Below are 24,610 nucleotides of genomic sequence, written 5' to 3'. Positions count from 1 at the left end.
CAGAAGCCAGAACGCCGTTCTTCTCCGTGATCGGCTGCCGTCGCTGGCTTTCTATACTGCATCGTCCATGCTCGTGGCCGAAATGCCGCGACGTTTTCCACCGCCGTATCGAGCGGCCCGGCATCGAGCCGCCGCACCGGCACACTTGCGACTGCGAATGAACGTTACGACCTCCGACGATTGTATTGGCGTGCTGCCTGACCATCCGTGGGCGAAGCATTTCATCGTGCTCGGCTACCGGGATGGCGCCTTTTCGGCGATTCCGAACAATTTTTTCCGCAACTGGGTCGATGAAGAGGCGCCGATGGGTACGTTTCAGATCGGCCGGTGCTCGTCGATCGGTGTAGGCTCGATCGCAAAGTACGATCGGGACGTTCAGAAACTCGTGATCGGCAAGCACGTGGCTGGCGGAATGCGTCTGCGATTCCTGTTGAATGGCCAGCACGAGACCCGGACCATTTCCATGAGCCTGTTCGCCATCTACGGTAACGGCCTCACCAATGCGCCGATGCCGCAATACGAGGACACCGTGATCCACAACGATGTCTGGATCGGCGACGAAGCGCTGTTTCTCGGCGGCAGCCAGATCGAGAGTGGATGCGTGATCGGCGCGCGGGCCGTCGTCCCGCCCAATTTCCGCACCGAGGCGTACGGCATCTATGCCGGTTCGCCGGCCCGCCTGGTGCGCTTCCGTTTCACGGAGAAAGTGCGCGAACGGCTGCTGCAGCTCGCGTGGTGGGACATGCCGCTCGACTGGATCAAGCAGCACAACGACGCATTCATGGTCGATCTCACCGCCGACGAAGGGCGTGCGCTCGACACGCTCGCGGCGCTCCAGGAAGCCAAGGACCGTGCGGTCAGTCAGTCCGGCCAGCCGGCCGCCGCAGCGACGTCCGTCTGACCGTCCGTTGGCGCTGCGCGCCGTCCAGCGCCGTATGACATGACACCTGCTTTCGACGAATCCGTACCGGTTCAACACGCCGCGACCCTGTGCCAGAACGGGCGGTTCGCCGATGCACTGTCGCTCGTCGCGCCGCTGCTCGACCGGCCGGCACCGGCCATCGTTGCGCTGCACATCGCGGCCGTCTGCGCGCTCGGCCTGAACCGGCCGGCCGACGCGGAAGCATGGTGGCGGCGCGCGATCGATGCGATGCCGACGTTCGAGGCGCCGTACGACGGCCTCGGCGCGCTGCTTGTATCGCAAGGTCGCCTGCCCGACGCCGAGGCGCTCCTGCGCCGGCAGCTCACGTCCGTCACGCCGTTGCGGGCATCGCACCATCACCGGTTCGGCAAGGTGCTCGAAGCGCTCGGCCGGCTCGACGAAGCCGAACAGGCGCTCGGGCAAGCGCTGCTGCTCGAGCCGCAGTCGGCCGACGTGCTGACCGATCTCGGCAACCTGCTGCGTGTCCTCGGCCGGCAGGCCGAAGCGGAACTCGCGTACCGGCTCGCGATTGCCGTGCGCGCCGACTACGTGCTCGCGCACGCCAATCTCGGCGCGATCCTCGTCGACATGCAACGGCTGCCGGAAGCGGAAACGGCCAGCCGCCAGGCGCTCGCGCTGTGCCCGGATCACCCGGAGGCGCACTACAACCTCGGCGTCGCGTTGCAGAATCTCGATCGACTGCCGGAAGCGGAAGCCGCCTATCGCGACGCGATCCGTTGCCGCCCGGGTTTGCCGCAGCCGCACAACAATCTCGGCTGCGTCCTGCGCGCGCAAGGCCGCCACGACGAAGCGATGACGGTTTTCGCCGATGCGTTGACGCTCGCGCCGGACATGGCCGAAGTGCACTACAACCTCGGCACCACGTTCGCGCATGCCGGCCGCTACGACGACGCCGAACGCGCGTACCGCCGAGCGCTCGAATTGCGCGCGGACTATGGCGATGCGCGTTTCGGCCTGGCCACGCTGCTGCTGGGCCTGGGCCGGTTCGACGAAGGCTGGCGGCGCTACGAGTCGCGCTACGAGCAATCGGCATTCGTGCACCGCCGGACCCGCGAGGTGCTGCCGTGTGCGCAATGGCAAGGCGAGCCGCTCACCGGCAAGACGCTACTCGTCTGGCAGGAAGACGGCCTCGGCGACATGCTGCAGTTCAGCCGCTATTTCGCGGCGTTTCGTGCGCGGCACGCGGCGCGCGTGGTGTTCGCGTGCCAGCCCGCGCTGCATCGGCTGATGGAGACAGTCGACGGCGTCGACGCGGTGCTCGATCACGAGACGACGTCGGCGCAGGCGGCGCAGTTCGATTACTGGACGAGCCTGCTGAGCGCGCCGATGCACGCGGGCACGACGCTTGACACGATTCCTCCGCCGGTGCGGCTCGTGCCCGATCCGGCCCGCGTCGCGCGCTGGCGTGCGCGCCTCGACGCGCTACCGGCCGGCCCACGCGTCGGCCTCGTGTGGAAGGGCAACCCGAAGCATCACAACGATGCGCACCGCTCGCTGCCGTCGCTCGCGTTGCTGACGCCGCTGTGGAGCGTGCCAGGCGTGCAGTTTGTGAGCTTGCAGAAAGGGCAGGGCGAGGACGAGGCGCGCCAGCCGCCGGGCGGCCTGCCGTTGCTGCACCTGGGTTCGGAGATCGACGATTTCGCGGATACGGCCGCGATCGTCGCGCAACTCGATCTCGTGGTGTGTGTCGACACCTCCACCGCGCACCTGGCTGCCTCGCTCGGCAAGCCTTGCTGGGTGCTGCTGCCGAATCAGGACGTGGACTGGCGCTGGATGCACGACCGCGACGATTCGCCGTGGTATCCGGGCACGGTACGGTTGTTTCGCCGAGGGCGCGACCACACCTGGATCCAGATGGCCGAGCGCTTGCGCGAGGCGTTTGCCGCGCATTTCGCGGCGGGTCGCGTGACGGCGGACGAACCGGCGCGTACTGTCTGACGTGACGGCGCGCGCCGCGCGGGTGCGGCGACACGGCATACTGCGGGGAACGCGGCAAGGCCGCCCCTGCTTTCAGATCAATCGAGGCCCTGGTGGAAAACATCGTCATCGTCGGCTCGTCCGGTCACGCCAAGGTCGTGATCGACATCGTCGAACAGGCCGGCCAGTACCGGATCGCCGGGCTGATCGATTCGTTCCGGCCCCGCGGCGAGGAGACGCTCGGCTACGCGGTGCTGGGCGCCGAACGCGATTTGCCGGATCTGGTCGATGCGCACGGAATTGCCGGGCTGCTGGTCGCCATCGGCGACAACCACGCGCGCGAGAACGTGACGGCCGCGCTCGCGGCGCTCGTGCCGGGCCTGCCGTGTGTGTCGGCGGTGCATCCGGCAGCACGCATCGGCAAGGCGTCGACGATCGGCGCGGGCACGGTCGTGATGGCCGGCGCGGTGATCAATCCGTGCTGCACGATCGGCAGCGGGTGCATCGTCAACACGAATGCGTCGCTCGATCACGACGGCGCGATGGAGGATTTCTCGAGCCTCGCCCCAGGCGTCGTCACGGGCGGCAACTGCCGGATCGGCCACGGCGCGGCGATCGGCCTCGGCTCCATGCTGCGGCACCGGATCGCGGTGGGCGAGCACGGCGTCGTCGGGGCGGGCTCGGTCGTATTGCACGACGTCGAGCCGTACACGGTCGCGTACGGCAATCCGGCCCGCCGGGTCCGCGCGCGCACGGCTGGCGAGCGTTACCTGTAGGCGCCGCGCGTCAGCGCGCGATCAGCTCGACGATACGGCGGACCATGTCGTCGGTGAGCGACGGGTAGATCGGCAGGCACAGCACCTTGCGCGAAGCCTCGGTGGCGACGGGCAAGTTGTCGCGGTTGGCGGACGGCAGCCCGCGATACATCGGGAATTCCGAAATCAGCGGATGGAAGTAGCGGCGCGCGTACACGTCGTAGTCGCGCAGCTTGTGGTACAGCGCATCGCGGTCGAGCGGATAGTCTTCGTCGACGAGGATCGCGAAATACGCGTGGTTCGCGACGGTCTGGTCGCCGTGCGGCACGCAGCGGATGCCGCGCACGTCGGCGAGCAGCGTGCGGTACAGCGTATCGATTTCGCGGCGGCGCGCGAGTGCGCCGTCGATGTGCTGCAGCTGGAGCATCCCGAAGGCGGCGTTGATCTCGCTCATCTTGCCGTTGATGCCGGGCGCGACGACCGTGACTTCGTCGACGAAACCGAAGTTCTTCAGGTGGTCGATCCGCTGCTTGGTCTTCGCGTCGGGGCAGATGATCGCGCCGCCTTCGAAGGTGTTGAACACCTTCGTCGCGTGGAAGCTCAGCACCGACAGGTCGCCGTGGGTGAGCACGCTGCCGGAGGCGTTCTGCACGCCGAACGCATGCGCGGCGTCATAGATCACGCGCAGGTTGTAGTTGTCGGCAATCTTCTGGATGGCTTCGACGTCGCACGGATTGCCGTAGCAGTGGACGGGCATGATCGCGGTGGTCTGCGGCGTGATCGCCGCCTCGATGCGCGCGGGGTCCAGGTTGAGCGTGCCGGGCGTGACGTCGACGAACACCGGCTTGATGCCGTTCCACAGCAGCGAATGCGCGGTGGCGACGAACGAATACGGCGTCGTGATCACCTCGCCGTTGATGCGCAGCGCCTGCAGCGCGGTGACGAGCGCGAGGGTGCCGTTCGCGAACAGCGACAGGTACGGCACGCCGAGATACTCGCACAGCGCGCGCTCGAATTGCTGGTGGAACGGGCCGCCGTTGGTCAGCGTGCGGCTTTCCCAGATCTTCTCGAGGTACGGCAGGAATTCGTCGAGCGGCGGCAGGTGCGGCTGCGTGACGTAGATGCGTTCGTGCGGCAGTTGCGCGACGGACGACGCGGGCAGGCTGGCGGTCATGATGGTCTCTCTCGATCTTGACGTGAGGTTCAGGCCTTGGCCGCGGCCTGTACGGTCGCCGTGTCGTCGAACAGCGGCGTGTCGAATGCGGTGACGGGCTCGTTTGCGCACCAGCGGGTCCACATCGTGCGCAGCGCCGACGACAGCCCGGCCGCGACGACAGCCGGCCGGAACGCGGCGGATTCCCCGCAGCGCGCGCGAAGGTCCGTGCGCAGTGCCTGCAGTGCCGCGGTGTCGCGGCTGAGTGCCACGGCCTTCGCGACGAAATCGTCCTCGTCCGTCGCGATGTACGCGTCGAGCCCGACGTGCTGCAGCCAGCCCGCGCTGCCGCGCCCGGCCAGCGTCGCGCCGGGGATCGTCACGGTCGGCACGCCCATCCACAGCGCATTCAGCGTCGTCGTCGAACCGGTGTACGGGAACGCGTCGAGACACAGGTCGACGCCGTGATGCTGCTGCATGTAGACCGGGATGTTCGAGCGCCGGTGGAACGACAGGCGGCCGGTATCGATGCCGGAGGCGGCGAACCATTCGGTCAGCGTTTGCTGATCGCCGTCGCTGCCGATCGCGCCGAGCGCCATGCGCGCGGTCGGGTCCGCGTGCAGCACGCGCGCCCAGACCTCGATCACGTGCCGGCTCAGCTTGTTCAGGCGGTTGAAGCTGCCGTAGGTCGTATAGCCGTTGTGCAGTGCCGGCAGCACGTTGACGGGCGGGCAGTTCGGCGGCGGCATGAACGGTGCGATCGCGGGCAGCCGCACCATTTTCTCGACGAACTGGTCTTCGAATGCGCCGGGCGGTGCGACGAAGCGGTCCGTCAGGTAGTAGTCGATCGTGGTGATGCCGGTCGTGGCCGGGTAGCCGATCCACGACGCCTGCACCGGCGCCGCGCGCTGCGCGAACGCGACGAGACGGTTGCGGCCGGTGTGGCCCGACAGGTCGATCGCGATGTCGATCCCGTCGTTGCGCACGCGCTCGAGGAACGCATCGTCGCTCATGCCGGCCACGTTGCGCCAGCTGGCCCCGTGGGCCTTGAAGCGTTCCGAAGTCGCGTCCTCGTCGACGTGATTGTGATAGAAGTGCATCGCGATGCCGGGGTCGGTCGCGAGCTGCTCGATCACCGGCAATGCATAGGATGCGACTGCGTGGCCGAACAGGTCGCCCGACACGAAACCGACGCGCAGCTTGCGTGCCGGGTTGCGCGGGTTCGCGAATACGGCCGCCGTGCGCTTGCGCTTGCGGCTGTCGTAGCGCTGGCCGAACTTGCGGTGTTCGGCGACGAGCGTCTGCGGATCGAAGTCGCTGCTGTGGGCGATGCAGAACAGCATGCTGCTGTGGGTCACGCTGTCGTTCGGGTCGATTTCGATCGAGCGTCGCAGCCACCCGAGCGCTTCCTGAGTCGCACCCAGTTCGAGGAGCACGAACCCGAGCGTGCCGCATGGCGCGGCGACGCCGGGCGCGAGCTCGACCGCGCGTCGGCAGGCCGCGATCGCTTCATCCGTGCGGCGCAGCGCCAACAGCACGAGACCGCGGATCCGCATCGCCTCCGGGTGATCGGGCTGAAGCTCGAGCAGGCGCGTGCATTGCTCGTCGGCTTCCGCGAGACGATTCATCACCCGCAGCGTATCGGCGAGCAGGATGCGCACGAGCACTTCATTCGGCCGCAGCGCGACCGTGCGCAGCCCGGCATCGATCAGCTCCGCGAAGCGGCCGCCCTTGTGCAGCGAGGCGGACAGCGCGCGCCAGCAGGCGCCGTCGTCCGGGTACTCGGCGACGAGTCGCTGCGCATGCGCCGTGGCTTCCGCATACTTGCCTTTGGCGTACAGGGCCGCGTGCCGCTGCAGCAGGCTGTGGCTGGCACGACGGACGGGCTTGCCAGTGTCGTCGCTCGCGGCTGCGTCGGCGACGGTTTCCGCGATGATCGTCGCAGCGGTCCCCCCCGGGGCAGCGGCGGCCACCGCTGCGGTCCCGAGTACCGTGTCGGGCATGGCCAGTTGCGAAATCAGCCCGTCGAGCGCGGGGCCGCGCACGCCTCGCTGCTGCGCGATCTCGACCGCGATCCACGCGGCGGCCGACTGGTCGCTGCGATACAGCGCATGGATGTAGCTGACCCAGAAATGGCCGTTGGTCGGTTCCGCGCCGAGCGCGGCTTCGAAATGCGGGACCGCGTCGGCCGGCCGGCCCGTATCGACCAGCAGGACCGCGAGGTTGTAGTGCGCATCCCCGTGCGTGGGCACCGCGTCGAGGATCGCTTCGTACAGCGCCCGCGCGTCGTCGAAAGCGCCGGCGCGCTGGCGCTCGAGCGCGTTGTCCAGGACGAGCGCGATGTCCTGCGCAAGCTGCTGTTCGGGCGTAAGCGGGGCGGAGGCGGGCAGTTCGAACGAGAGCATGATGAAATCTGCGGAAGGTCGGTCGATACCATTATGGGTAGCGTGCCGCCGCGCCGATGCCGCGAGATGACGGGAAAAGCCGGGTTAGTTTGGCCGATTGAACGGTCGGCCGAAGCAGGGGCGGCGCGGTGGGTGGCGCCCCAAAAAAAACGCCCGCACGAGGCGGGCGGAGGCGAACGAGCACGCCCTCACATCAGCGTGTAGTTCTTGTTGTCAGGTTGGTGCGCCGGCGGTGGCGCGGCGCCAGGCGCGCGTCAGCGGCTCGCGACGCTCTGGTACTGGCCGACGGCCTGCACGCGGCTCATCGCCGCCCGGTATTCGTCGGTCAGCTCCTGCTGCGCGCGTTGCGCGTCGGCAAAGATGCGTTCGTTGCTGGCCTGCATCCGGCGGATCGCGGCGATGCCGGCCGGCGGTTGATCGGCCGCGAGCGACGCGACGAGCGGATCGCGCACGTCGACGAGGCGCGTCGCCTCGATCCAGTCGGCCATCGCGGCTGCATGTTCGATCGCGTCGGTGAGTGCGTCGAGTTGGGCGATCAGTTCGGTCTGTTCCATCGTGGCTCTCCGGTCCGGCGGGCGGTCAGCTCTTGTTGCTCGACAGCGCGCCGGCACTGTTCGTGCCGCCGAACAGCTGCGTCAGGTACTGCGAGTTGCTGTTCATCGTCGCCATCAGCGTATTGAGCGCGGTGAACTGCGCCTGGTACTGGCTCGTCAGCTGTGCCGTGTAGTTCGACAGGTTCGTCTGCTGCGTGGAGACACTGGTCAGGTCGTTGTTGAGCGCCGTCGTGCGAGTGGCGATCATCCCGCCCGTCTGCGTGTAGTTCGTGATGTCGGTCGTCAGCTGCTGGCCGATCCCGTTCGTCGAGTTGAACAGTGATGCGACACCCGTCGGGTTGCTCTGCAGCGCGGTGTTGAGCGCCGAGTTGTCGACCTGCAGCGTGCCGTCGGCCTGCAGCGTGACGCCGATCGACGCGAGGTTGACCGTCGAGCCGTTGCTGCTGACGCCGCTCGCGACGACCGACGCGAGCGCGTTGCGGATCGTGTTCAGCGTCGAGTCGCCGAGCAGCGGGCCTTGCGACGACGCGCCGGACGAGAAGCTCGACAGCGTGTTCATCGTCGTGACGAGCGTGTTGTAGAGCGTCACGAAGTTGTTGATCGTGGACGCCTGCGATTGCGTGTTGGTGGCGATCGTCAGCGTCTGCGTCGATCCGGCGGCGGCCGAGGTCAGGTTCACCGTGACGCCGGTGATCGCGCTCGTCACGGTGTTGCTTGCGCTCGTCGCGGCGATGCCGTTGATCGTGAACGTGGCATCCTGCGCGGCCGTGCTCTGCTTCCAGGCGGCGCTGCTGTTCGCGGACGTGAAGCTCGACTGGCCGCCCGTCGTGCTGGCCGTCGACGTGACGCCGAGGCTGGACAGGCCGTTGTCGCCGGTCACGTTGCTGACCGCGACGCTGATCGTGTTCGCCGCGCCGGTCGGCGTCGAGCTGAGCACGAGGTGGGCGCCGTCGCTGCCGTTGACGACCGATGCGACGATGCCCGGGTTGCCGGTCGCGGTGTTGATCGCGGCGGCGATGCCCGACAGCGTGTTGTTCGTGCCACCCACGTTGACCGAGAACGACTGGCTGCCGAGCGACAGCGTCATCGTGCCGGTGCCGAGCGCCGTCGACGCACCGAACGCGGCCGACGACAGCGACTGCGACGTCGCGATCTGCGTGGTGTTGATCGAATAGCTGCCGGGGACGGCGCCCGCGCCAGCGGTCGCGGTAATGCCGGTACCGCTCATGGTCGCGCTGAAGGTGTTCTGCAGCGAGCCGTTCGACAGCGTCGTGACGCCGGCCTGGAGCGCACTCAGCGCCGCCGAAAGGGCGCCGTACGCGGAAATCTGGGTGTTGTCGCTGGTCTGCTGCGCGGTGAGTGCGGCGGCCTGACCGGCGGTCTTTGCATTGACGAGTGCCGTCACGAGCGAGTTGACGTCCATCGACGAGTTGCCGGTCGACCCGCTGATGATCGATTGGGCAGCCTGCTGCAGCTGGCTGTTGGCCGAGCTGTTGGCGGCGGTGACGGCGGAATTGATCGTCGACATCGTAATGCTCCGTGCGGCGGATGATGCGTGAAATTCTGGCTGAAGACCTGGCGGCGGGGCAAGGCCCCGCGCGCCAAGTAACTGCGGCCGGGCCGCGCGTCAAGCGGGGCCCGGCCGTGGGTTGCTACTCGATTACTGCAGGAGCTTCAGGACCTGCTGCGGCAGCGAGTTTGCCTGTGCGAGCACCGAGATGCCAGCTTGCTGCAGCACCTGGTTCTTCGACATGTTCGCCGTTTCCTGCGCGAAGTTCGCGTCGGTGATCTGCGACTGTGCCGACGACAGGTCGGTCGATTCAGCCTGCTGCGACGTTGCAATTGCCGTGAAGCGGTTTTGCGCCGCGCCCAGCTGTGCCTGCAGGTTGTTCACCGTTTGCAGCGCGTTCTCGATCGACACCATCGCGACGTTTGCACCGCTGACCGAGCTGATGTCGAGATTCGACACGGTCGCCGGCTTGTTGACGGCGTCGATCTGCGCGACGGCGTTCGTGATCGCGGTGAGCGATGCTGCCGACATGCTGGAGCTGGTTGCGCCCGAGCTGATCGAGATCTGCGTAACGGTCGCGCCGTTGGTTGCGGTGGCGGTCGACGTCGAGAAGATCGCCGCTGCCGTTGCACCCGTGATCGCCGTGCCGTTCTGGTCGGTGAACGTGAAGCCGCCCTTGCCGTCCGACGACACGTTGACTGCCGTGATTGCCGCGCCCGACGACGTGTACTTGCCGGTGGAGTCGAGGCTCAGGCCCGTGACCGAACCGACCGATGCGCCAGCCTGAACGAGGCCGCCGCCGATCTGCGCAGCCGACATGCTTTGGCTCAGGTCCAGCGTGATCGTCTGGCCGACGTTAGCGCCAACCTGGAACGACATGATGCCAGCGTTGCCGTTCAGGATGTTCGTGCCGTTGTACGTCGTTTGCGACGCGATACGGTTCACTTCCTGGATCTGTTGCGCAACTTCCTGTTGCAGTGCTGCCTGGTCGGGTGCGGACATCGTGCCCGTCGACGCCTGGACGGCCAGCTGGCGGATACGTTGCAGGCTGTTCGTCAGCGACGACAGTGCGCTCGATGCCGTTTGAATCATCGACACGCCGTCGTTCGCGTTCGACACGCCCTGGTTCAGACCGTTGATCTGGGTCTGCATCCGGGTCGAGATCGCGAGGCCTGCTGCATCGTCTGCCGCGCTGTTGATGCGCTTGCCCGACGACAGGCGGGTGATTGCCTGCGACAGGGCGTTTTGCGAGCCGTTGAGGTTCTGCTGTGCAACCAGCGAGTTGATGTTGCTGTTAATTCCGAGCATGGAAAATCTCCTGTTTAAGCCGAAAGCCCTGGAAAGCCGTTTTTGGCGTCGGCGGAAGCACTCGTTCATTGCTGGCCGCCTCAGAGCAGGATTTCGGCGCACCAAAACAAAACTTGAGGGGTGCGTTGAGATTCGGCCCGATTTTTTATCCTTCTTTGTCATTTCGGACGGGCTCGGCGTGATGTCGAATGGGTGGGGCCAGAGAGCGGCCTCGCCACGCAGTCGTTCGCCTGTGCACACGCGACCGACAAAAGGGTGGTTTTGTCTGTGATTCCCTGCTATGATGGCGGGCTGAATTGAGATTTCTGTCACGCCTCTGCCGTTTTCGGCATGTCTGCTGGCAGTCAAACGCGGCGCTGCACGCGGCTTGTGAAGCGTACCCGCGGTGCTTTCCGCCTCTCTTTTCCGGCCTCCGAGGCCGTATTTCCGCTCGTTTCGCCTGTTTGTGGGGACGCTCGGATGGCCGGTGCGTGGCGCTTGGCCGCTACGTTTTTGACCGTTTAAGCAATTTAGGAACGACATGACGACGATTCTTCTGAAAGAAAACGAGCCGTTCGAAGTGGCGATTCGCCGCTTTCGCCGTGCTATCGAAAAAAATGGCCTGATCGCTGAGCTGCGCGAACGCCAGTCCTACGAAAAGCCGACCGCAGTCCGCAAGCGCAAGAAGGCAGCAGCCGTCAAGCGCCTGCACAAGCGCCTGCGCAGCCAGATGCTGCCGAAGAAGCTCCACTAAGAGCGTCTTACGGTTCGCCGCGAAACGGCGGAGCGTGCTTCGAAAGAAGCCGCTCCGCCGTTTTGCTTTTGTGGTCCGGGAAAATCCCGAGGCCGTTGCGGTGCGGCCACGCCGGCCGACGGCGGGCGGCTTGCAGCCGCCGGCGCGGCGTTCAGAAGTCGATCTTCGCGCTCAGGCTCATCGTGCGCGGGTCGCCTGGCTTCACGTAGTCCGCGTACTGGTATTCCCAGTAACGGCGGTTCAGTACGTTGTCGATCGATGCGCGCAGCGTCACGTCGTGGCGGCCGATCCGCGTCAGGTAACGCGCCCCCGCATTGACGACGAGAAAGCCCGGGGCGTCGAGGCCGCCGGCCGCGCGCAGCGGCGTCGCGCCGGTGAATTTCGCATCGACGCCGAGCGTCAGCCCCGGCACGCCGGGCACCGCATAGCCGATGTCGCCGGCGAGCACGAAACGTGGCGCGCCCGCGACACGGTTGCCGTTGTTGCCGATCCCGTTCGCATACCACGCGTCGAGCAGCATTGCGTCGACGCCCGCGTTCCAGCGCGCGCCGAATTTCGCGCGCGCACCGAACTCGATCCCCTGAATGATCGATTCGCCATCCTGTACGTAGACGTTCGCCGCGTTCGCATATTCGGCGCTGCGCTCGATGCGGAACAGCGCGGCCGTCGCGCTCCAGCGCGCGTGCTCGCTCTTGATCCCCAGTTCGTACTGCTTGCTGCGCAGCGGCTTGAGCACCTGGCCGGCGTTCGCGTAGACGTCGTTCACGCGGCTGCCGGGCTCGAGCGATTCGGCGTAGCTCGCGTACGCGGTGGTCGCCGGCGCGAGCTTGAACATCACCGCGAACGTCGGCGTCACTACGCCGTTCTGGCGATAGCCGGGATCCTCGGCGCCGCTGGCCTGGAACGAGCGCTGCTCGTAGTTCATGTAGCGCACGCCGGCGAGCACCGACCAGCGCTCGGTGAGCTGCACGGTGTCGCTCGCGAACAGCGATTTCTGCGCGATCTCGCTCGTGCGGTACTGGATGAAGCCGTGCGGGCTGTCGTAGCGGTACGGGTTCGGCGCATAGAGGTTGCCGGTGCCGAGCGGCACGAACACGCTGTTCGCCGAATAGTCGTTCGCCTGCTTCTGCCACGACGCGCCGATCACGATCTGGTGGCTGAGCGCTCCCGTGCGCACCTTGCCCTCGACCATCGCGCGCCACTGGCTGAAGCGGTGATCCTCCATGCCGACGTAGCGGCTGTCGGTGTAGTTGCCTGCCTGATCCTGCAGGTACAGCGTGCTTTCGTTGCGGCGGCGCGTCGCCTTGCTGTAGCTGTAGGCGACGTCGAGCTGCCAGTCGGGCGCGAGCTGGTATTGCAGCCCGGCCGTATATAGCTGCAGGTTCGTGTTCAGGTACTGGTCCTTGCCGCCGAGGTTCGTCGTGCCGCCACTGATCGTCGCGGGCAGCGCGCCGCCTGGATAGCTGCCGGTGAAGATCGATGGCGTCTGGCCCGTCGTGCGGCGATCCTGGTACAGCGCGCCGAAATTCACCGACAGGTCGCGCGTCAGGTTCGCCTGCAGTGCGAGCGATACGCTGTCGCGGCGGATGTTGCCGTCGTTGTAGGTCTTGCCTTCCTCGTGCGTCGCGTTCAGCCGCGCGCCGAACATGCCGTTCGGGCCGAAGCGCTGGCCGAGATCGACGTGCTCGGTCCACACATTGGTGCTCCGGTAGCCGACGTCGGCGCTGCGCACGGGCTCGGTGCCAGGCTGCTTCGTCACGTAGTTGACGACACCGCCGGGTGTCACGAAGCCGTACAGGAAACCGCCGAGCCCCTTCAGCAATTCGACGCGATCGAGCTGTTCGTACGGCATCGTGATCCCGTACGTGACGAACGGCAGCCCGTCGATCTTGTAGCCGTTCTGCCAGTCGAGCTGCATGCCGCGCACGGTCATGTAGCTGGCCCACGCGCTGTACGCGCCGCTGTTGTCGGACACCGATGCGTCGTTCGCGAACACGTCGCCGAGCTTGTATGGCTGGCGCGCCTCCAGTTCTTCCGACGTGACGATCGTCGTCGAGAACGGCGTGTCGAGCTGGCGGCGCGTGCCGAGCGCGCCGGTGGAGATCGTGTCGGTCAGGTGCTGAGGCGAATCGTGTGCGGCCGTGACGTTGACGGCCGGCAGCTCCGTGGCGCCGCCAGGAGAATCGTCCGCGTGCGCGAGCGACGCGGCAACGCAGGCGAGGGCGGCGGCCACGCGACGTGGACGGAAGGGAGGGTGGGCGAGGCTGGCGGTCATGGCGGGTAAGTAAAAATGCAAGTAAGAATCATTCGCATTGCGATAAAATGTCGCGCATCGTATCAAAACCCGTCGAACCCGCAACAATTCCATGCCGTGTGAAAGGGCATCCGGCCTCGCCAGCGGCGGCCGGCTTGCTCGTACGCGGCGCCCGACCTCAAATGACCTGCATCCCGTTGAACCGGGGCCGCTCTTGCCGGCTCGCTTTCCCTTTGCCGGGTGCGCGATGAATGCGTTCCTGCGACCGTTTCTCGTCCGCCTGCATCGCTGGTTCGGCCTCGCGATCGCGCTGTTCCTGTTCGTCGCGGGCCTCACCGGCGCGCTGATTGCATGGGATCACGAGCTCGACGCGGCACTGAACCCGGGCTTCTACACCGCACGCAGCGATGCGGCGCCGCTTGATCCGCTCGCGCTCGCGGCGCGCATCGAGGCTGCCGACCCGCGCGTGCAGGTGACCTATCTGCCGCTCGCGATCGAACCGGGGCACACGCTGCAGGCGGGCGTGATGCCGCGCACCGATCCGGCAACCGGCCAGCCGTACGCGCTCGACTTCAGCCAGATTGCCGTCGATCCCGCAACCGGCGCGGTGCAGGGCCGCCGCGAATGGGGCGCGCTGTCGCTCGCGCGGCTCGACCTGATGCCGTTCATCTACCGGCTGCACTACTCGCTGTTCCTGCCCGAGTACGGTGGGATCAACTTCGGGTTCTGGGTGATGGGCGTCGTCGGCATCGTGTGGGCGATCGACAGCCTGATCGCGCTCGTGCTCGCATTTCCGAACCTGAAAAGCTGGCGCAAGTCGTTCGCGTTCCGCGTGCGGCGCGGCGGCTATCCGCTGGTGTTCGACCTGCACCGCTCGGGCGGCGTGTGGGTGTGGGGGCTGCTGCTGGTCGTCGCGATCACGTCGATCTCGATGAATCTCGCCGTGCCCGTCGTGCGGCCGCTGGTAGCGCTGGTGTCGCCGCTCGCCGAGACGCCGTACACGAATCCCGAACACTTCCCGCCTGCGCCGCCGGGCAGCAAGATGCTGCCGCGCGAGCGGATCGTCGAGATCGCGCGAACGGCCGGGCGCGACGCGGGGATCGCCGCGCCGCCCGGCGCGCTGCTGTTCGCGCCTGCAATGAATGCCTATGCGGTCGGGTTCTTCACGCCCGGCAACGATCACGGCGACGTCGGGCTCGGCAACGCATGGCTCTACTGGGACGCCGTGACCGGCAAGCCCGTCGCCGCCCAGGTGCCGGGCCGCGGCTCGGCCGGCGACCTGTTCATGCAGGCGCAGTTTCCGCTGCACTCGGGGCGGATTGCCGGCGTCGCGGGCCGCGCTGCGGTGAGCGTGCTCGGTATCGTCATCGCGATGCTGAGCGTGACGGGCATCTGCATCTGGGTGAAGAAGCGCAGCGCGCGCATGCGGGCCTCACGCAGCGCGCGGGCGGTTGCGCCGGTGTCGTCGCGCGCCGCCAGGTGAGCGGTTGCGCGTCGCGTATCGTTTCGTGAGCGGCGAGCGGCGAGCGGCGAGCGGCGAGCGGTGAGCGGTGAGCGGCGAGCGGGCAACGGGCAACGGGCACCGAGCACCGAGCACCGAGCACCGAGCGGCGGTCAGCGTAACCGGCGCAGGGCCGCGGCGAACGATGGGCGGGCGGCGGATGCCCGCGCCGTCAGCCCGCCTTGCGCCGGCGTGCCGGCTGTTTGCCGCCGAGCGCCGCGCATTGCGCGTGGCACGGGCAGCCGACCTCGTGATCGTTGACCATGCCGGTGGCCTGCATCAGCGCATAGCAGATCGTCGAGCCGACGAACTTGCAGCCGTACGCCTTCAGCGCCTTGCTGAGCGCGTCGGACTGTTCGGTCGACGCGGGCGCGTCGCGATACGATTCCCAAGCGTTCTGGACCGGCGTGCCGCCGACGAACGACCACAGGAACGCGGCGAGCGACCCGTGCTCGTCGCGGATGCGCTGAACGGCGCGCGCATTGGTGACCGCCGATTCGACCTTGGCGCGATTGCGCACGATGCCGGGATTCTCCAGCAACTTCTCGATGCGCTTCGGCGTGAAGCGCGCGACGGCATCGACGTCGAAATCCGCAAAGGCGTCGCGATAGCCCGCGCGCTTGTTCAGGATCGTCGACCACGACAGCCCGGCCTGCGCCCCTTCCAGGATCAGCATTTCGAACAGGTGGCGATCGTCGTGCGACGGCACGCCCCACTCGGTATCGTGATAGTGAGCATCCGCTTCAGTCTTCACCCAGTTGCACCGCTGCGACATCGTCTGCCTCGTTTTCAGCGTCGATTCGATCGCGTCAGCATAGCGGAAGCCCTTTCCACGGAACAGCAGGCCGAACGGCAGATGGGCGTGCGGCGCCGATCCGGTTAAGCTTGGCGCCTGTTCGAATCAGCGGGATGAAGGCATGGCGGCATTACTTTTTGCGATCGGCATCGACGGTGGCGGCACGGGCACACGCGCGGTGCTGGCCGACCGGCACGGGCGCGAGCTCGCGCAGGGGCGCGGCGGCCCGTCGGGGCTCGGGCTCGGCATCGAGCGCGCGTGGGCATCGATCGGCGCGGCCTGCGCGGACGCGTTCAACCAGGCAGGTCTTGCATTCGACTGGCCGCAGTGCGCGCTCGGCTGCGGGCTCGCTGGCGTCAACAATGCGGCGTGGCTCGCCGCGTTCCGCGCGCAGGCCCCGCTCGGCGCGCTCGCGGTCGAGAGCGACGCCTATACGACCGTCGTCGGCGCGCACGGCGGCGCGCCGGGGCTCATCGTCGCGCTCGGCACCGGCAGCATCGCGGCGGCGCTCGATGCGGCCGGCGCCTGCCGGATCGCGGGCGGCTTCGGCTTTCCGTCCGGCGACGAGGCGAGCGGTGCATGGCTCGGCGTGCGCGCGCTCGCGTATGCACAGCAGGCGCTCGACGGTCGCGTACCGCGCGATGCGTTCGCCAACGCGTTGCTCGCGGAGACGGGCGCACAGGATCGCGACGCGCTCGTCCAGTGGTCGTGCGATGCGAACCAGACGATCTATGCGCGACTTGCGCCGATCGTGTTCGCGCACCGTTCGCATCCGGTCGCGGGCGCGCTGATTGCGCAGGCGGGCGACGAGATCGGCAAGATGATCGACGCGCTCGATCCGCAGCAGGCGCTGCCGGTCGCGCTGTGCGGCGGATTGGCGGACGCCCTTGCTCCGGCCGTGCCGGCGTGCCATGCCGCCCGGCTGCGCGCGCCGCTCGACGATTCGGCGCACGGCGCGCTGCGGCTCGCGCTGCAGGCGCTGCGCGCGGCGGAAGGCAACTGAAGGCAACTGAAGGCAGCTGAAGGCGCTTGAGGGTGTTTGAGGGTGCTTGAAGGCGCTTGAGGGTGGTCGAAGGCGCAGCGAAACCGGGCCGACGGCGGCGATCGACCGGGAACCGTCCGGCGGGCAATCGGGCACGACGTTAAAATGGCCGTTCCACAGAGCCCTGAGCGCCCTTCTTCCGCCCCATGTACAAAGTCATCGCCACCGATCTCGACGGTACCTTGCTGAACAGCGACCACCAGCTCGACCCGTACACGATCGACACCGTCCGCCGGCTCGACCGCGACGGCCTGCAGTTCGTGATCGCCACCGGGCGCCATTACGCGGACGTCGCCGGCATTCGCGACGTGCTCGGCATCCGGCCGTATCTGATCACGTCGAACGGCGCACGCGTGCATGCACCGGACGACACGACGATCCACGCGCAGGACATCGATCCGGCAATCGTCCGCGGCCTCGTGCAGCCGGACATCGTCGGCGCGCACGGCCGCGTGATCGTCAACCTGTTCACCGACCAGGGCTGGCTGATCGACCGCGATGCGCCGCACCTGCTCGAATTCCACCAGGATTCGGGCTTCCGTTACGACGTGATCGACATGGCCGCGCACGACGGCACGGATATCGCGAAGGTGCTGTACATCGGCGATCCGGCCGATCTGGCGGTCGTCGCCGAGCAGATGCGCGTACGTTTCGGCGATGCACTGTACGTCACGTACTCGTTGCCCGACTGCCTCGAAGTGATGACCGCGAACGTGTCGAAGGGCCGCGCGCTGCGCTCGGTGCTCGCGCGGCTCGGCGTCGACACCGGCCACTGCATCGCGTTCGGCGACAACATGAACGATATCGACCTGCTCGAAACCGCCGGCCACGCGTTCATGATGAACAACGCGAACCCCGATCTGGTCGCGCGGTTGCCGCACATCCCGCGGATCGGCAACAACTTCGACGCGGGCGTCGCCCGCCACCTGCGCACGCTGTTCTCGCTCGAAGGCAGCGCCGCCGCATCCTGAGCGTCCAGCCCGGACGGAAATGAAAAACGGGCGCCAGTGGCGCCCGTCGAAATTGCCTGCCTCGATCTTCTTGGACAGCGTGAGGCTCGCTGCTCTGCTCGCTTGACCCCGTAGTGATTTATTCGCTTGTGCGAGCGGATGCCGGCAGCAGGTCGACGGCGTTGTCACGCCCCGCGACCAGCGGGTAGATGATCCCGGCGAGTACCGCGCCGATGATCGGCGCCACCCAGAACAGCCAGAGCTGACCGATCGCTTCGCCGCCCACGAACAGGGCGGGGCCGGTCGAGCGGGCCGGATTCACCGACGTGTTGGTGACCGGAATCGAGACCAGGTGAATCAGCGTCAGGCAAAGGCCGATCGCGATCGGCGCAAAGCCGGCCGGTGCGCGCTTGTCGGTGGCGCCCAGGATCACGAACAGGAAGAAACCCGTCATCACGACTTCGCAAATGAACGCCGCGCCGAGTGCGTAATGGCCGGGCGAGCGCTCGCCGAAACCGTTCGTCGCGAAGCCGCTGCCGACGACGTCGAAGCCAGGCTTGCCGGTCGCGATCAGGTACAGCACGAATGCGCCGAGCGTCGCGCCGACAACCTGCGCGACGATGTACGGCACGAGATCGCGGGCGGGGAAGCGGCCGGCGACCGTCAGGCCGACGCTCACCGCGGGGTTCAGGTGGCAGCCCGAAATGTGGCCAATTGCGAATGCCATCGTCAGCACAGTCAGGCCGAAGGCAAGTGCGACGCCGGCAAAGCCGATGCCGAGGCCCGGAAAGGCGGCAGCCAGCACGGCGCTTCCGCACCCGCCGAGCACCAGCCAGAACGTGCCGAATGCCTCTGCAGCGAGACGCTGAGAAAGATTCATGTAAGGACCTCGTTCAAGTTCAAGTGGAATGGAGACGACCGGACGACACGACGGATTTAAACCGTCACCGGGATTTGGTCTGGATTATAGGAAATGAATCGGGTGGGGGAGGGTCAACGATTGTTAAATTTGAATGGCTGACGAATGCCTTTTATTAGAATAAGTCCGCATTCTCGATATAGCCGAATCGGTTAAAGATGACAGCATTAATTTCGAAGGGCAGGGCGGCAGTGCGGATGGCGTAACGGATGTTGGTGTCCCGGCCGGATTCGCCGGGGCCGCATCATCAAAAGGGGAGTCGAAAAATGTCTCAATACGCGAAACTCAAGGCGCAGATCGCAGATCTGCAGGCCCAGGCGGATGATGTGCGCCGCCAGGAAGTGGCGGCGGTGATCGCCGAAGTCCAGCAAAAGATTGCCGAATATGGACTGACTGCCCAGGATCTGGGCTTCGCGGAGCGAGCGAAGCGCGGGCGCCCGCCGAAGAAGGCGCCGCTGCCGCCGAAATACCGCGACCCGAAGTCGGGCGCGACGTGGAGCGGGCGTGGCAAGCCGCCGAATTGGATCGTCGGTAAAAACCGCGATCGTTTCCAGATCGAATGACCGAAAACCCAAACAAAAGAGCCGCATCTCGATGCGGCTCTTTTGTTTGGTGCGCCGATTTCGGCGCGGATTTGATTACGGAATATTTCCTCGCGGATTTCCGTGTCAGGCGCCGGCGACCCGGCGCAATGCCGGTTGCCGGGTTCCGGTGCAAAGCGATTCGTAAGTTTCGACATAACGCTGCGCCATTGCCTTCGAGCTGAAGCGCGTGTCGAAACGTTCGCGGATGGCGGTGCGCGACAGGCTGTCGATCCGGTGCAGCGCGCCGACCGCACCCTGCACGTCCTCGACGATGAAGCCCGTTACGCCGTCCTCGATCACTTCCGGCACCGAGCCCCGGTTGAATGCGACGACCGGCGTGCCGCAGGCCATCGCCTCGATCATCACGAGGCCGAACGGCTCCGGCCAGTCGATCGGGAACAGCAGCGCTTTCGCGCCGGACAGGAACGCGGGCTTCTGCGCCTCGTTGATCTCGCCGATGAACTCGACGTGCGCCTCGCCGAGCAGCGGCTCGATCACTTCCTTGAAATAGTCGGCGTCGGCCTTGTCGACCTTCGCGGCGATCTTCAGCGGCAGCCCGCTTTGCGCGGCGATCCGGATGGCGGTGTCGACGCGCTTTTCCGGGCAGATCCGGCCGAGGAACGCGAGGTATTCGGGCTTCACGCCCGGCTGCGGCGTGAGCAGCGTGTCGGGCAGCCCGTGGTACACGGTGCCGGCCCACGCGGCCTGCGGCAGCGGCTTGCGCTGGTTGTTCGAGATCGACACGACCGGCGCGTCGGGGAACGCGTCGAACACCGGCTGCAGTTCCGGCAGGTCGAGGCGGCCGTGCAACGTCGTCACGTACGGCGTATCGAGGCGCGACATCAGCGAGAACGGCAGGTAGTCGAGGTGGAAGTGCAGCACGTCGAATTCGTGCGCGACCCGGGCGACCTGCTCGAGGAGCCGCATATGGGGTGCCATCGAATCGCGGATCGACGGATCGAGCCGCAGCGCGCGCGGCCACGCCGCCTCGAGACGCGCCGACGTGACGGAGTCGCCGCTGGCGAACAGCGTCACGTCGTGGCCGAGTTCGACGAGCGCCTCGGTGAGGTAGGACACGACACGCTCGGTGCCGCCGTAGAGTTTCGGCGGAACGGCTTCGTAAAGCGGCGCGATCTGGGCAATTCGCATGGGTGTTCTCCTGTTTGATCCGGGGGCACGGTGGTGCCGATGCGGATCCCGTGCAAGGTTGCGGAACTCGCCGACGTACGCGGTTGGCGGTACGTGGCCGTGCCCTGGGCGGGGTGCGCGGGGCGCCGGACGGCAAGCTGCGGGGCGGGCCGGCACGGCTCGCGCCGCCGCCCATTGCAGTCCATTATCGATATCGCCATGAGGGGTTCGAGTGTTTTTTCAAACACTTAAGGCTTGTTACACGATGAAATACGCGAATACCCCGAGAAAAAGGGCATGGAAACAGGAATGGTGATAGACGCAACTATTGTTGCGTCATTGTGAAAAAGCACTATAATTTTTACCGATCCGATTGTCGGCAGCCTTGCCGGCGAGCTTTTTGCCAGTGTGCAATGGCGATTGGCTTCATTGCAGCGGATCCGCGCTGTACTCCCCGCTTTCCCGCTCTCCCTTTCAATTCGCCTTGTCGGAAAAATTCCTACACGGTTTACAGATAAATCCTGCGCGGCATACGCCACTTCGCTGATACCGGCATAAATGCCGTTTGGCCAAAATTCGCCCTGTAAGACTATAAACGAGCCGACTGAGCGCCAAGAGCGCCCTGAGCGAGCAAACGTTTTCATAACACGAATGGCCAAAGCAAAGCTCTTTAACGGGGGAATCATGAGCGCTACCAGCGAAATGCTCAGTGAGATCAAAGAGGTCAACCTGTCGTACCTCCTCCTCGCGCAACGCCTGCTGCGGGAAGACAAGGCGATGGGCATGTTCCGCATGGGAATTTCCCAGGAACTGGCCGATGTGCTGGGGAACCTCACGCTCGCACAGACCGTGAAACTCGCCGCGTCGAACCAGATGCTGTGCCGCTTCCGCTTCGATGATCACGCGCTGCTGTCGTCGCTTGCCGACAAGGGCCGCAGCGACGTCGTCGCGCACGCCCACTCGGCCATCCTGATGGCCGGGCAGCAAGTCGAAGGCGTCCGCTAATCCATCATCCGCCTTGCGTTGAGTCCCGGCGTACCGCGCCGGTGGGCAGCGTATTGGCCATCCATCCGAATAACGTCAAGCGGACGGTTATCACCATGGCAAGCAAAAGCGTCGTGATCGAGGTGAAGGAAATCACCCTCGCCATCGAACTGATCGAACTGGGCGCCCGGCTGCAGTTGCTGGAAGCGGAGACGAGCCTGTCGCGGGACCGTCTGATCAAGCTGTACAAGGAACTGAAGGGCGTGTCGCCGCCGAAGGGGATGCTGCCGTTCTCGACCGACTGGTTCATGACGTGGCAGCCGAACATCCACTCGTCGCTGTTCTACAACATCTACCGGTTCATGCAGGACCACGGCCGTTGCGAGCCGATCCAGTCGATCGTGAAGGCGTACCGGCTCTACCAGGAGCACGTGAACCTGTCCGGCGACGAGGCCGCGCTGAGCCTCACGCGCGCGTGGACGCTCGTGCGCTTCTTCGATTCGGGGATGCTGCAGATGACCCCGTGCACGCGCTGCGGCGGCCATTTCGTCGCGCATGCGCATGATCCGCATCAAGGTTTCGTCTGCGGCCTCTGCCAGCCGCCGTCGCGTGCGGGCAAGACTCGCAAGGCCGCCGCTGCGCGCGCCGAACTGGCCGCCGCCGCGGCCTGAGCGCCGGGCCGGGCTGGGCGGGGCGCGGGCGTCCGCGCCGGGCGGCGCGAATCGTCGATGAATTGCTGGTAAACACCGTCGGGCCGCCGCCGGGCGGCCGCGAAAGTTTTCCTGCCGACTGCCGTAAACCTGTTTAACGGCGGTCTCCCCGCCGGTCATTCGTGAGGGACAGGCAGTGCTGATTATCGTGGGAACTCTCGTGACGCTGTTGTCCGTCTTCGGCGGTTATGCGCTGGCAGGCGGGCATCTGGGCGCCTTGATCCAGCCCGTCGAGATCCTGATGATCGTGGGCGCCGGCGTCGGTGCGTTCATCCTCGGCAACGGCGGCAAGACCATCAAGGCCACGCTGCGCGTGCTGCCGACGCTCTTCAAGGGCTCGAAATACACGAAGGATGTCTACATGGAGCTGATGGCGCTTCTTTACGTGCTGCTCGCGAAGGCACGCAAGGAAGGCACGCTCACGCTCGAGGCCGACATCGACGATCCGGAAAAGAGCCCGATCTTCACGCAATACCCGAAGATCCTCGCCGATCACCACATCGTCGAATTCCTGACCGACTACCTGCGCCTGATGGTGGGCGGCAACATGAACGCGTTCGAGATCGAGAGCCTGATGGACGAGGAGATCGAGACGCACCACGCGGAAGGCGAAGGCCCCGCGCACGCATTGATGCGCGTCGGCGACGCGATGCCGGCGTTCGGCATCGTCGCGGCCGTGATGGGCGTCGTGCACACGATGGCGTCCGCCGACAAGCCGCCCGCGGTGCTCGGCGCGATGATCGCGCAGGCGCTGGTCGGCACGTTCCTCGGGATCCTGCTGTCGTACGGGCTGATCGGGCCGCTCGCGAGCCTCGCGGAGCAGCGCGTCGCCGAGTCGACCAAGATGTTCCAGTGCATCAAGGTGACGATCCTCGCGACGCTGAACGGCTATGCGCCGGCGATTGCGGTCGAGTTCGGCCGCAAGGTGCTGTTCTCGACCGAGCGTCCGTCGTTTTCGGAGCTCGAAGAGCACGTGCGCCGCGTGAAGGCGAAGTGACGCGGAGCGCCCGATGAGCAAGAGCAAGGATCGCGCAATCGTCGTCAAGCGGGTGGCCCCGGCGAAGAAGGGCCACCACGGCGGCGCATGGAAACTCGCGTACGCGGACTTCATGACCGCGATGATGGCGTTCTTCCTGCTGATGTGGCTGCTGAGCTCGGTCACGCCGGTGCAGCTGAAGGGGATCGCCGAATACTTCAACACGCCGCTGAAGGCCGCGCTGTTCGGCAGCGGCGACCGCAGCTCGCAGGATTCCAGCATCATCAACGGCGGCGGCCGCGACCTGTCGAGCGTCGACGCCGGCACGCTGCGCCGCACCGACGGCACGACGCAGCTCGCCGAACGCCTCGCGAAAATGGGCGACGAGAATTCCCGGTCGCAGGCGCAGGGCGCGCAGGACCGGCTCGAGCAGGCGCGCCTGCACGACCTGCAGATCAAGCTGATGGCCGCGATCGAGGCCAACCCGACGCTGCGCCAGTTCAAGCAGCAGATCCGCATCGATTCCACGCTGATGGGGCTGCGCATCGAGATCGTCGATACGCAGAAGCGGCCGATGTTCGCGATGTCGAGCGACAACGTCGAGCCGTACATGCGCGACATCCTGCGCGAGATCGGCAAGACGCTGAACGACGTGCCGAACCGGATCATCGTCCAGGGCCACACCGACGCCGTGCCGTACGCGGGCGGCGAGGGCGGCTACAGCAACTGGGAACTGTCGGCCGACCGCGCGAACGCGTCGCGCCGCGAGCTGATCTCCGGCGGCATGGACGAGGCGAAAGTGCTGCGCGTGCTCGGCCTCGCGTCGACGCAGAACCTGAACAAGGCCGACCCGCTCGATCCGGAAAACCGCCGGATCAGCGTGATCGTGCTGAACCGCAAATCCGAAGAGGCGCTGATGCGCGACGATGCGACGACCACGACGCTGTCGGCCGATGCGGCCGGCTCGCAGCAGCTCGCGCAGCAGCTGGCCGGCCCGGCGCCGGCCGCGCGTCCGGCGCTCGCGGCGTCCGCCGTCGCCGTGCCGAAACCCTGACGTTTACAAGATTCCGAGACAGACATGATCCGAACCATTCTCGCCATCGACGACTCCGCGACCATGCGTGCGCTGCTCCAGGCAACGCTGGTGCAGGCCGGCTACGACGTGACGGTGGCGCCGGACGGCGAGGCCGGCTTCGACCTGGCGGCCACCGTGCCGTACGACCTGGTGCTGACCGACCAGAACATGCCGCGCAAGAGCGGGCTCGAAGTGATCGCCGCGCTGCGCAAGCTGACCGCCTATACCGAAACGCCGATCCTCGTGCTGACGACGGAAGGCAGCGACGCGTTCAAGGACGCCGCGCGCGACGCGGGTGCGACCGGCTGGATCGAGAAGCCGATCGACCCCGCCGTGCTGGTCGACCTGGTCGCGACGCTGTCCGAGCCGGCCGCCTCCTGACATTCACGCGACGCATTCAACCCGGGACCGGG

Annotated in this window: 22 protein-coding genes; 13 read left to right on the top strand and 9 right to left on the bottom strand. The window is 66.4% G+C overall.

Annotated elements, in window-relative coordinates; all coding sequences use genetic code 11:
- Positions 1-157: 157 nt before the first annotated feature.
- From HAV18_RS31370 to HAV18_RS31360, 3 genes are all read left to right on the top strand, one after another.
- Positions 158-901 (top strand): acetyltransferase, encoded by a 744-nt coding sequence (locus tag HAV18_RS31370; protein ID WP_166964043.1) that lies wholly within the window; start codon positions 158-160, stop codon positions 899-901.
- Between the two features lie 39 nt (positions 902-940).
- Entirely contained in the window at positions 941-2,881 is a 1,941-nt protein-coding gene (locus tag HAV18_RS31365) for a tetratricopeptide repeat protein (RefSeq protein ID WP_166963818.1), read from the top strand.
- 92 nt (positions 2,882-2,973) lie between these two features.
- Entirely contained in the window at positions 2,974-3,636 is a 663-nt protein-coding gene (locus HAV18_RS31360) for an acetyltransferase (RefSeq protein ID WP_166963817.1), read from the top strand.
- Between the two features lie 10 nt (positions 3,637-3,646).
- Here HAV18_RS31360 and vioA read toward each other — a convergent pair whose 3' ends face one another.
- The 5 genes from vioA to HAV18_RS31335 all read right to left on the bottom strand — a co-directional run bounded on the left by vioA (position 3,647) and on the right by HAV18_RS31335 (position 10,545).
- Complete coding sequence (gene vioA / locus HAV18_RS31355) at positions 3,647-4,789, bottom strand: dTDP-4-amino-4,6-dideoxy-D-glucose aminotransferase VioA (RefSeq protein ID WP_166963815.1); 1,143 nt, start codon at positions 4,787-4,789, stop codon at positions 3,647-3,649.
- Positions 4,790-4,818: 29 nt separating this feature from the next.
- Entirely contained in the window at positions 4,819-7,173 is a 2,355-nt protein-coding gene (locus HAV18_RS31350) for a tetratricopeptide repeat protein (protein ID WP_166963814.1), read from the bottom strand.
- Between the two features lie 254 nt (positions 7,174-7,427).
- On the bottom strand, positions 7,428-7,727 hold the full coding sequence (locus HAV18_RS31345; protein WP_166963812.1) for a flagellar protein FliT: 300 nt from the start codon (positions 7,725-7,727) through the stop codon (positions 7,428-7,430).
- Positions 7,728-7,752: 25 nt separating this feature from the next.
- Entirely contained in the window at positions 7,753-9,255 is a 1,503-nt protein-coding gene (gene fliD, locus HAV18_RS31340; protein ID WP_166963809.1) for a flagellar filament capping protein FliD, read from the bottom strand.
- Positions 9,256-9,387: 132 nt separating this feature from the next.
- Positions 9,388-10,545, bottom strand: coding sequence for a flagellin (locus HAV18_RS31335; RefSeq protein ID WP_166963808.1), 1,158 nt, complete (start codon positions 10,543-10,545; stop codon positions 9,388-9,390).
- A gap of 520 nt (positions 10,546-11,065) precedes the next feature.
- Here HAV18_RS31335 and rpsU point away from each other — a divergent pair.
- Complete coding sequence (gene rpsU / locus HAV18_RS31330; RefSeq protein WP_006401410.1) at positions 11,066-11,278, top strand: 30S ribosomal protein S21; 213 nt, start codon at positions 11,066-11,068, stop codon at positions 11,276-11,278.
- A gap of 151 nt (positions 11,279-11,429) precedes the next feature.
- On the opposite strand, the gene HAV18_RS31325 is transcribed toward rpsU, so the two are convergent.
- Positions 11,430-13,553, bottom strand: a complete 2,124-nt coding sequence (locus tag HAV18_RS31325) for a TonB-dependent siderophore receptor (protein WP_166963807.1) — start codon at positions 13,551-13,553, stop codon at positions 11,430-11,432.
- A gap of 226 nt (positions 13,554-13,779) precedes the next feature.
- Between HAV18_RS31325 and HAV18_RS31320 the strand changes: the two genes are divergently transcribed.
- A complete protein-coding gene (locus HAV18_RS31320) occupies positions 13,780-15,015 on the top strand; it encodes a PepSY domain-containing protein (RefSeq protein WP_166963805.1) in 1,236 nt (411 codons plus the stop codon).
- 190 nt (positions 15,016-15,205) lie between these two features.
- Here the strand turns inward: HAV18_RS31320 and HAV18_RS31315 are convergent, their stop codons facing one another.
- Complete coding sequence (locus HAV18_RS31315; protein ID WP_166963803.1) at positions 15,206-15,808, bottom strand: DNA-3-methyladenine glycosylase I; 603 nt, start codon at positions 15,806-15,808, stop codon at positions 15,206-15,208.
- Positions 15,809-15,950: 142 nt separating this feature from the next.
- Here HAV18_RS31315 and HAV18_RS31310 point away from each other — a divergent pair, with 142 nt between their 5' ends.
- Together HAV18_RS31310 and HAV18_RS31305 are read left to right on the top strand one after the other, a co-directional pair.
- Positions 15,951-16,832: a BadF/BadG/BcrA/BcrD ATPase family protein gene (locus HAV18_RS31310; RefSeq protein ID WP_166963801.1), complete on the top strand. Its 882-nt coding sequence runs from the start codon at positions 15,951-15,953 to the stop codon at positions 16,830-16,832.
- Positions 16,833-17,017: 185 nt separating this feature from the next.
- A complete protein-coding gene (locus tag HAV18_RS31305; protein WP_166963799.1) occupies positions 17,018-17,842 on the top strand; it encodes a Cof-type HAD-IIB family hydrolase in 825 nt (274 codons plus the stop codon).
- A 118-nt stretch (positions 17,843-17,960) separates the two neighbouring features.
- On the opposite strand, the gene aqpZ is transcribed toward HAV18_RS31305, so the two are convergent.
- Complete coding sequence (gene aqpZ, locus HAV18_RS31300) at positions 17,961-18,701, bottom strand: aquaporin Z (protein ID WP_166963797.1); 741 nt, start codon at positions 18,699-18,701, stop codon at positions 17,961-17,963.
- Positions 18,702-19,006: 305 nt separating this feature from the next.
- Between aqpZ and HAV18_RS31295 the strand changes: the two genes are divergently transcribed.
- On the top strand, positions 19,007-19,303 hold the full coding sequence (locus tag HAV18_RS31295) for an H-NS histone family protein (RefSeq protein WP_166963795.1): 297 nt from the start codon (positions 19,007-19,009) through the stop codon (positions 19,301-19,303).
- A gap of 105 nt (positions 19,304-19,408) precedes the next feature.
- Here the strand turns inward: HAV18_RS31295 and HAV18_RS31290 are convergent, their stop codons facing one another.
- Entirely contained in the window at positions 19,409-20,473 is a 1,065-nt protein-coding gene (locus tag HAV18_RS31290) for a glycosyltransferase family 4 protein (RefSeq protein WP_166963793.1), read from the bottom strand.
- A gap of 663 nt (positions 20,474-21,136) precedes the next feature.
- Here HAV18_RS31290 and flhD point away from each other — a divergent pair.
- The 5 genes from flhD (at position 21,137) to HAV18_RS31265 (ending at position 24,578) form a co-directional block, all read left to right on the top strand.
- Positions 21,137-21,457, top strand: a complete 321-nt coding sequence (flhD, locus tag HAV18_RS31285) for a flagellar transcriptional regulator FlhD (RefSeq protein WP_027788649.1) — start codon at positions 21,137-21,139, stop codon at positions 21,455-21,457.
- 95 nt (positions 21,458-21,552) lie between these two features.
- Positions 21,553-22,107: a flagellar transcriptional regulator FlhC gene (flhC, locus tag HAV18_RS31280; RefSeq protein ID WP_011350591.1), complete on the top strand. Its 555-nt coding sequence runs from the start codon at positions 21,553-21,555 to the stop codon at positions 22,105-22,107.
- Positions 22,108-22,282: 175 nt separating this feature from the next.
- Positions 22,283-23,143 carry a flagellar motor stator protein MotA gene (motA, locus tag HAV18_RS31275; protein WP_011350592.1) on the top strand — a complete coding sequence of 287 codons (861 nt, stop codon included), beginning with the start codon at positions 22,283-22,285 and terminating at the stop codon, positions 23,141-23,143.
- A 13-nt stretch (positions 23,144-23,156) separates the two neighbouring features.
- Positions 23,157-24,176 (top strand): flagellar motor protein MotB, encoded by a 1,020-nt coding sequence (gene motB / locus HAV18_RS31270; protein WP_166963788.1) that lies wholly within the window; start codon positions 23,157-23,159, stop codon positions 24,174-24,176.
- Between the two features lie 24 nt (positions 24,177-24,200).
- Positions 24,201-24,578 carry a response regulator gene (locus tag HAV18_RS31265; RefSeq protein ID WP_166963786.1) on the top strand — a complete coding sequence of 126 codons (378 nt, stop codon included), beginning with the start codon at positions 24,201-24,203 and terminating at the stop codon, positions 24,576-24,578.
- Positions 24,579-24,610: the final 32 nt, after the last annotated feature.

The organism is Burkholderia sp. D-99, assembly GCF_011605345.1.
Taxonomy (GTDB): Bacteria; Pseudomonadota; Gammaproteobacteria; order Burkholderiales; family Burkholderiaceae; genus Burkholderia.
The sequence above is the reverse complement of the archived record's forward strand: the minus strand, read 5'-3'. Positions and strand labels throughout refer to the sequence as shown.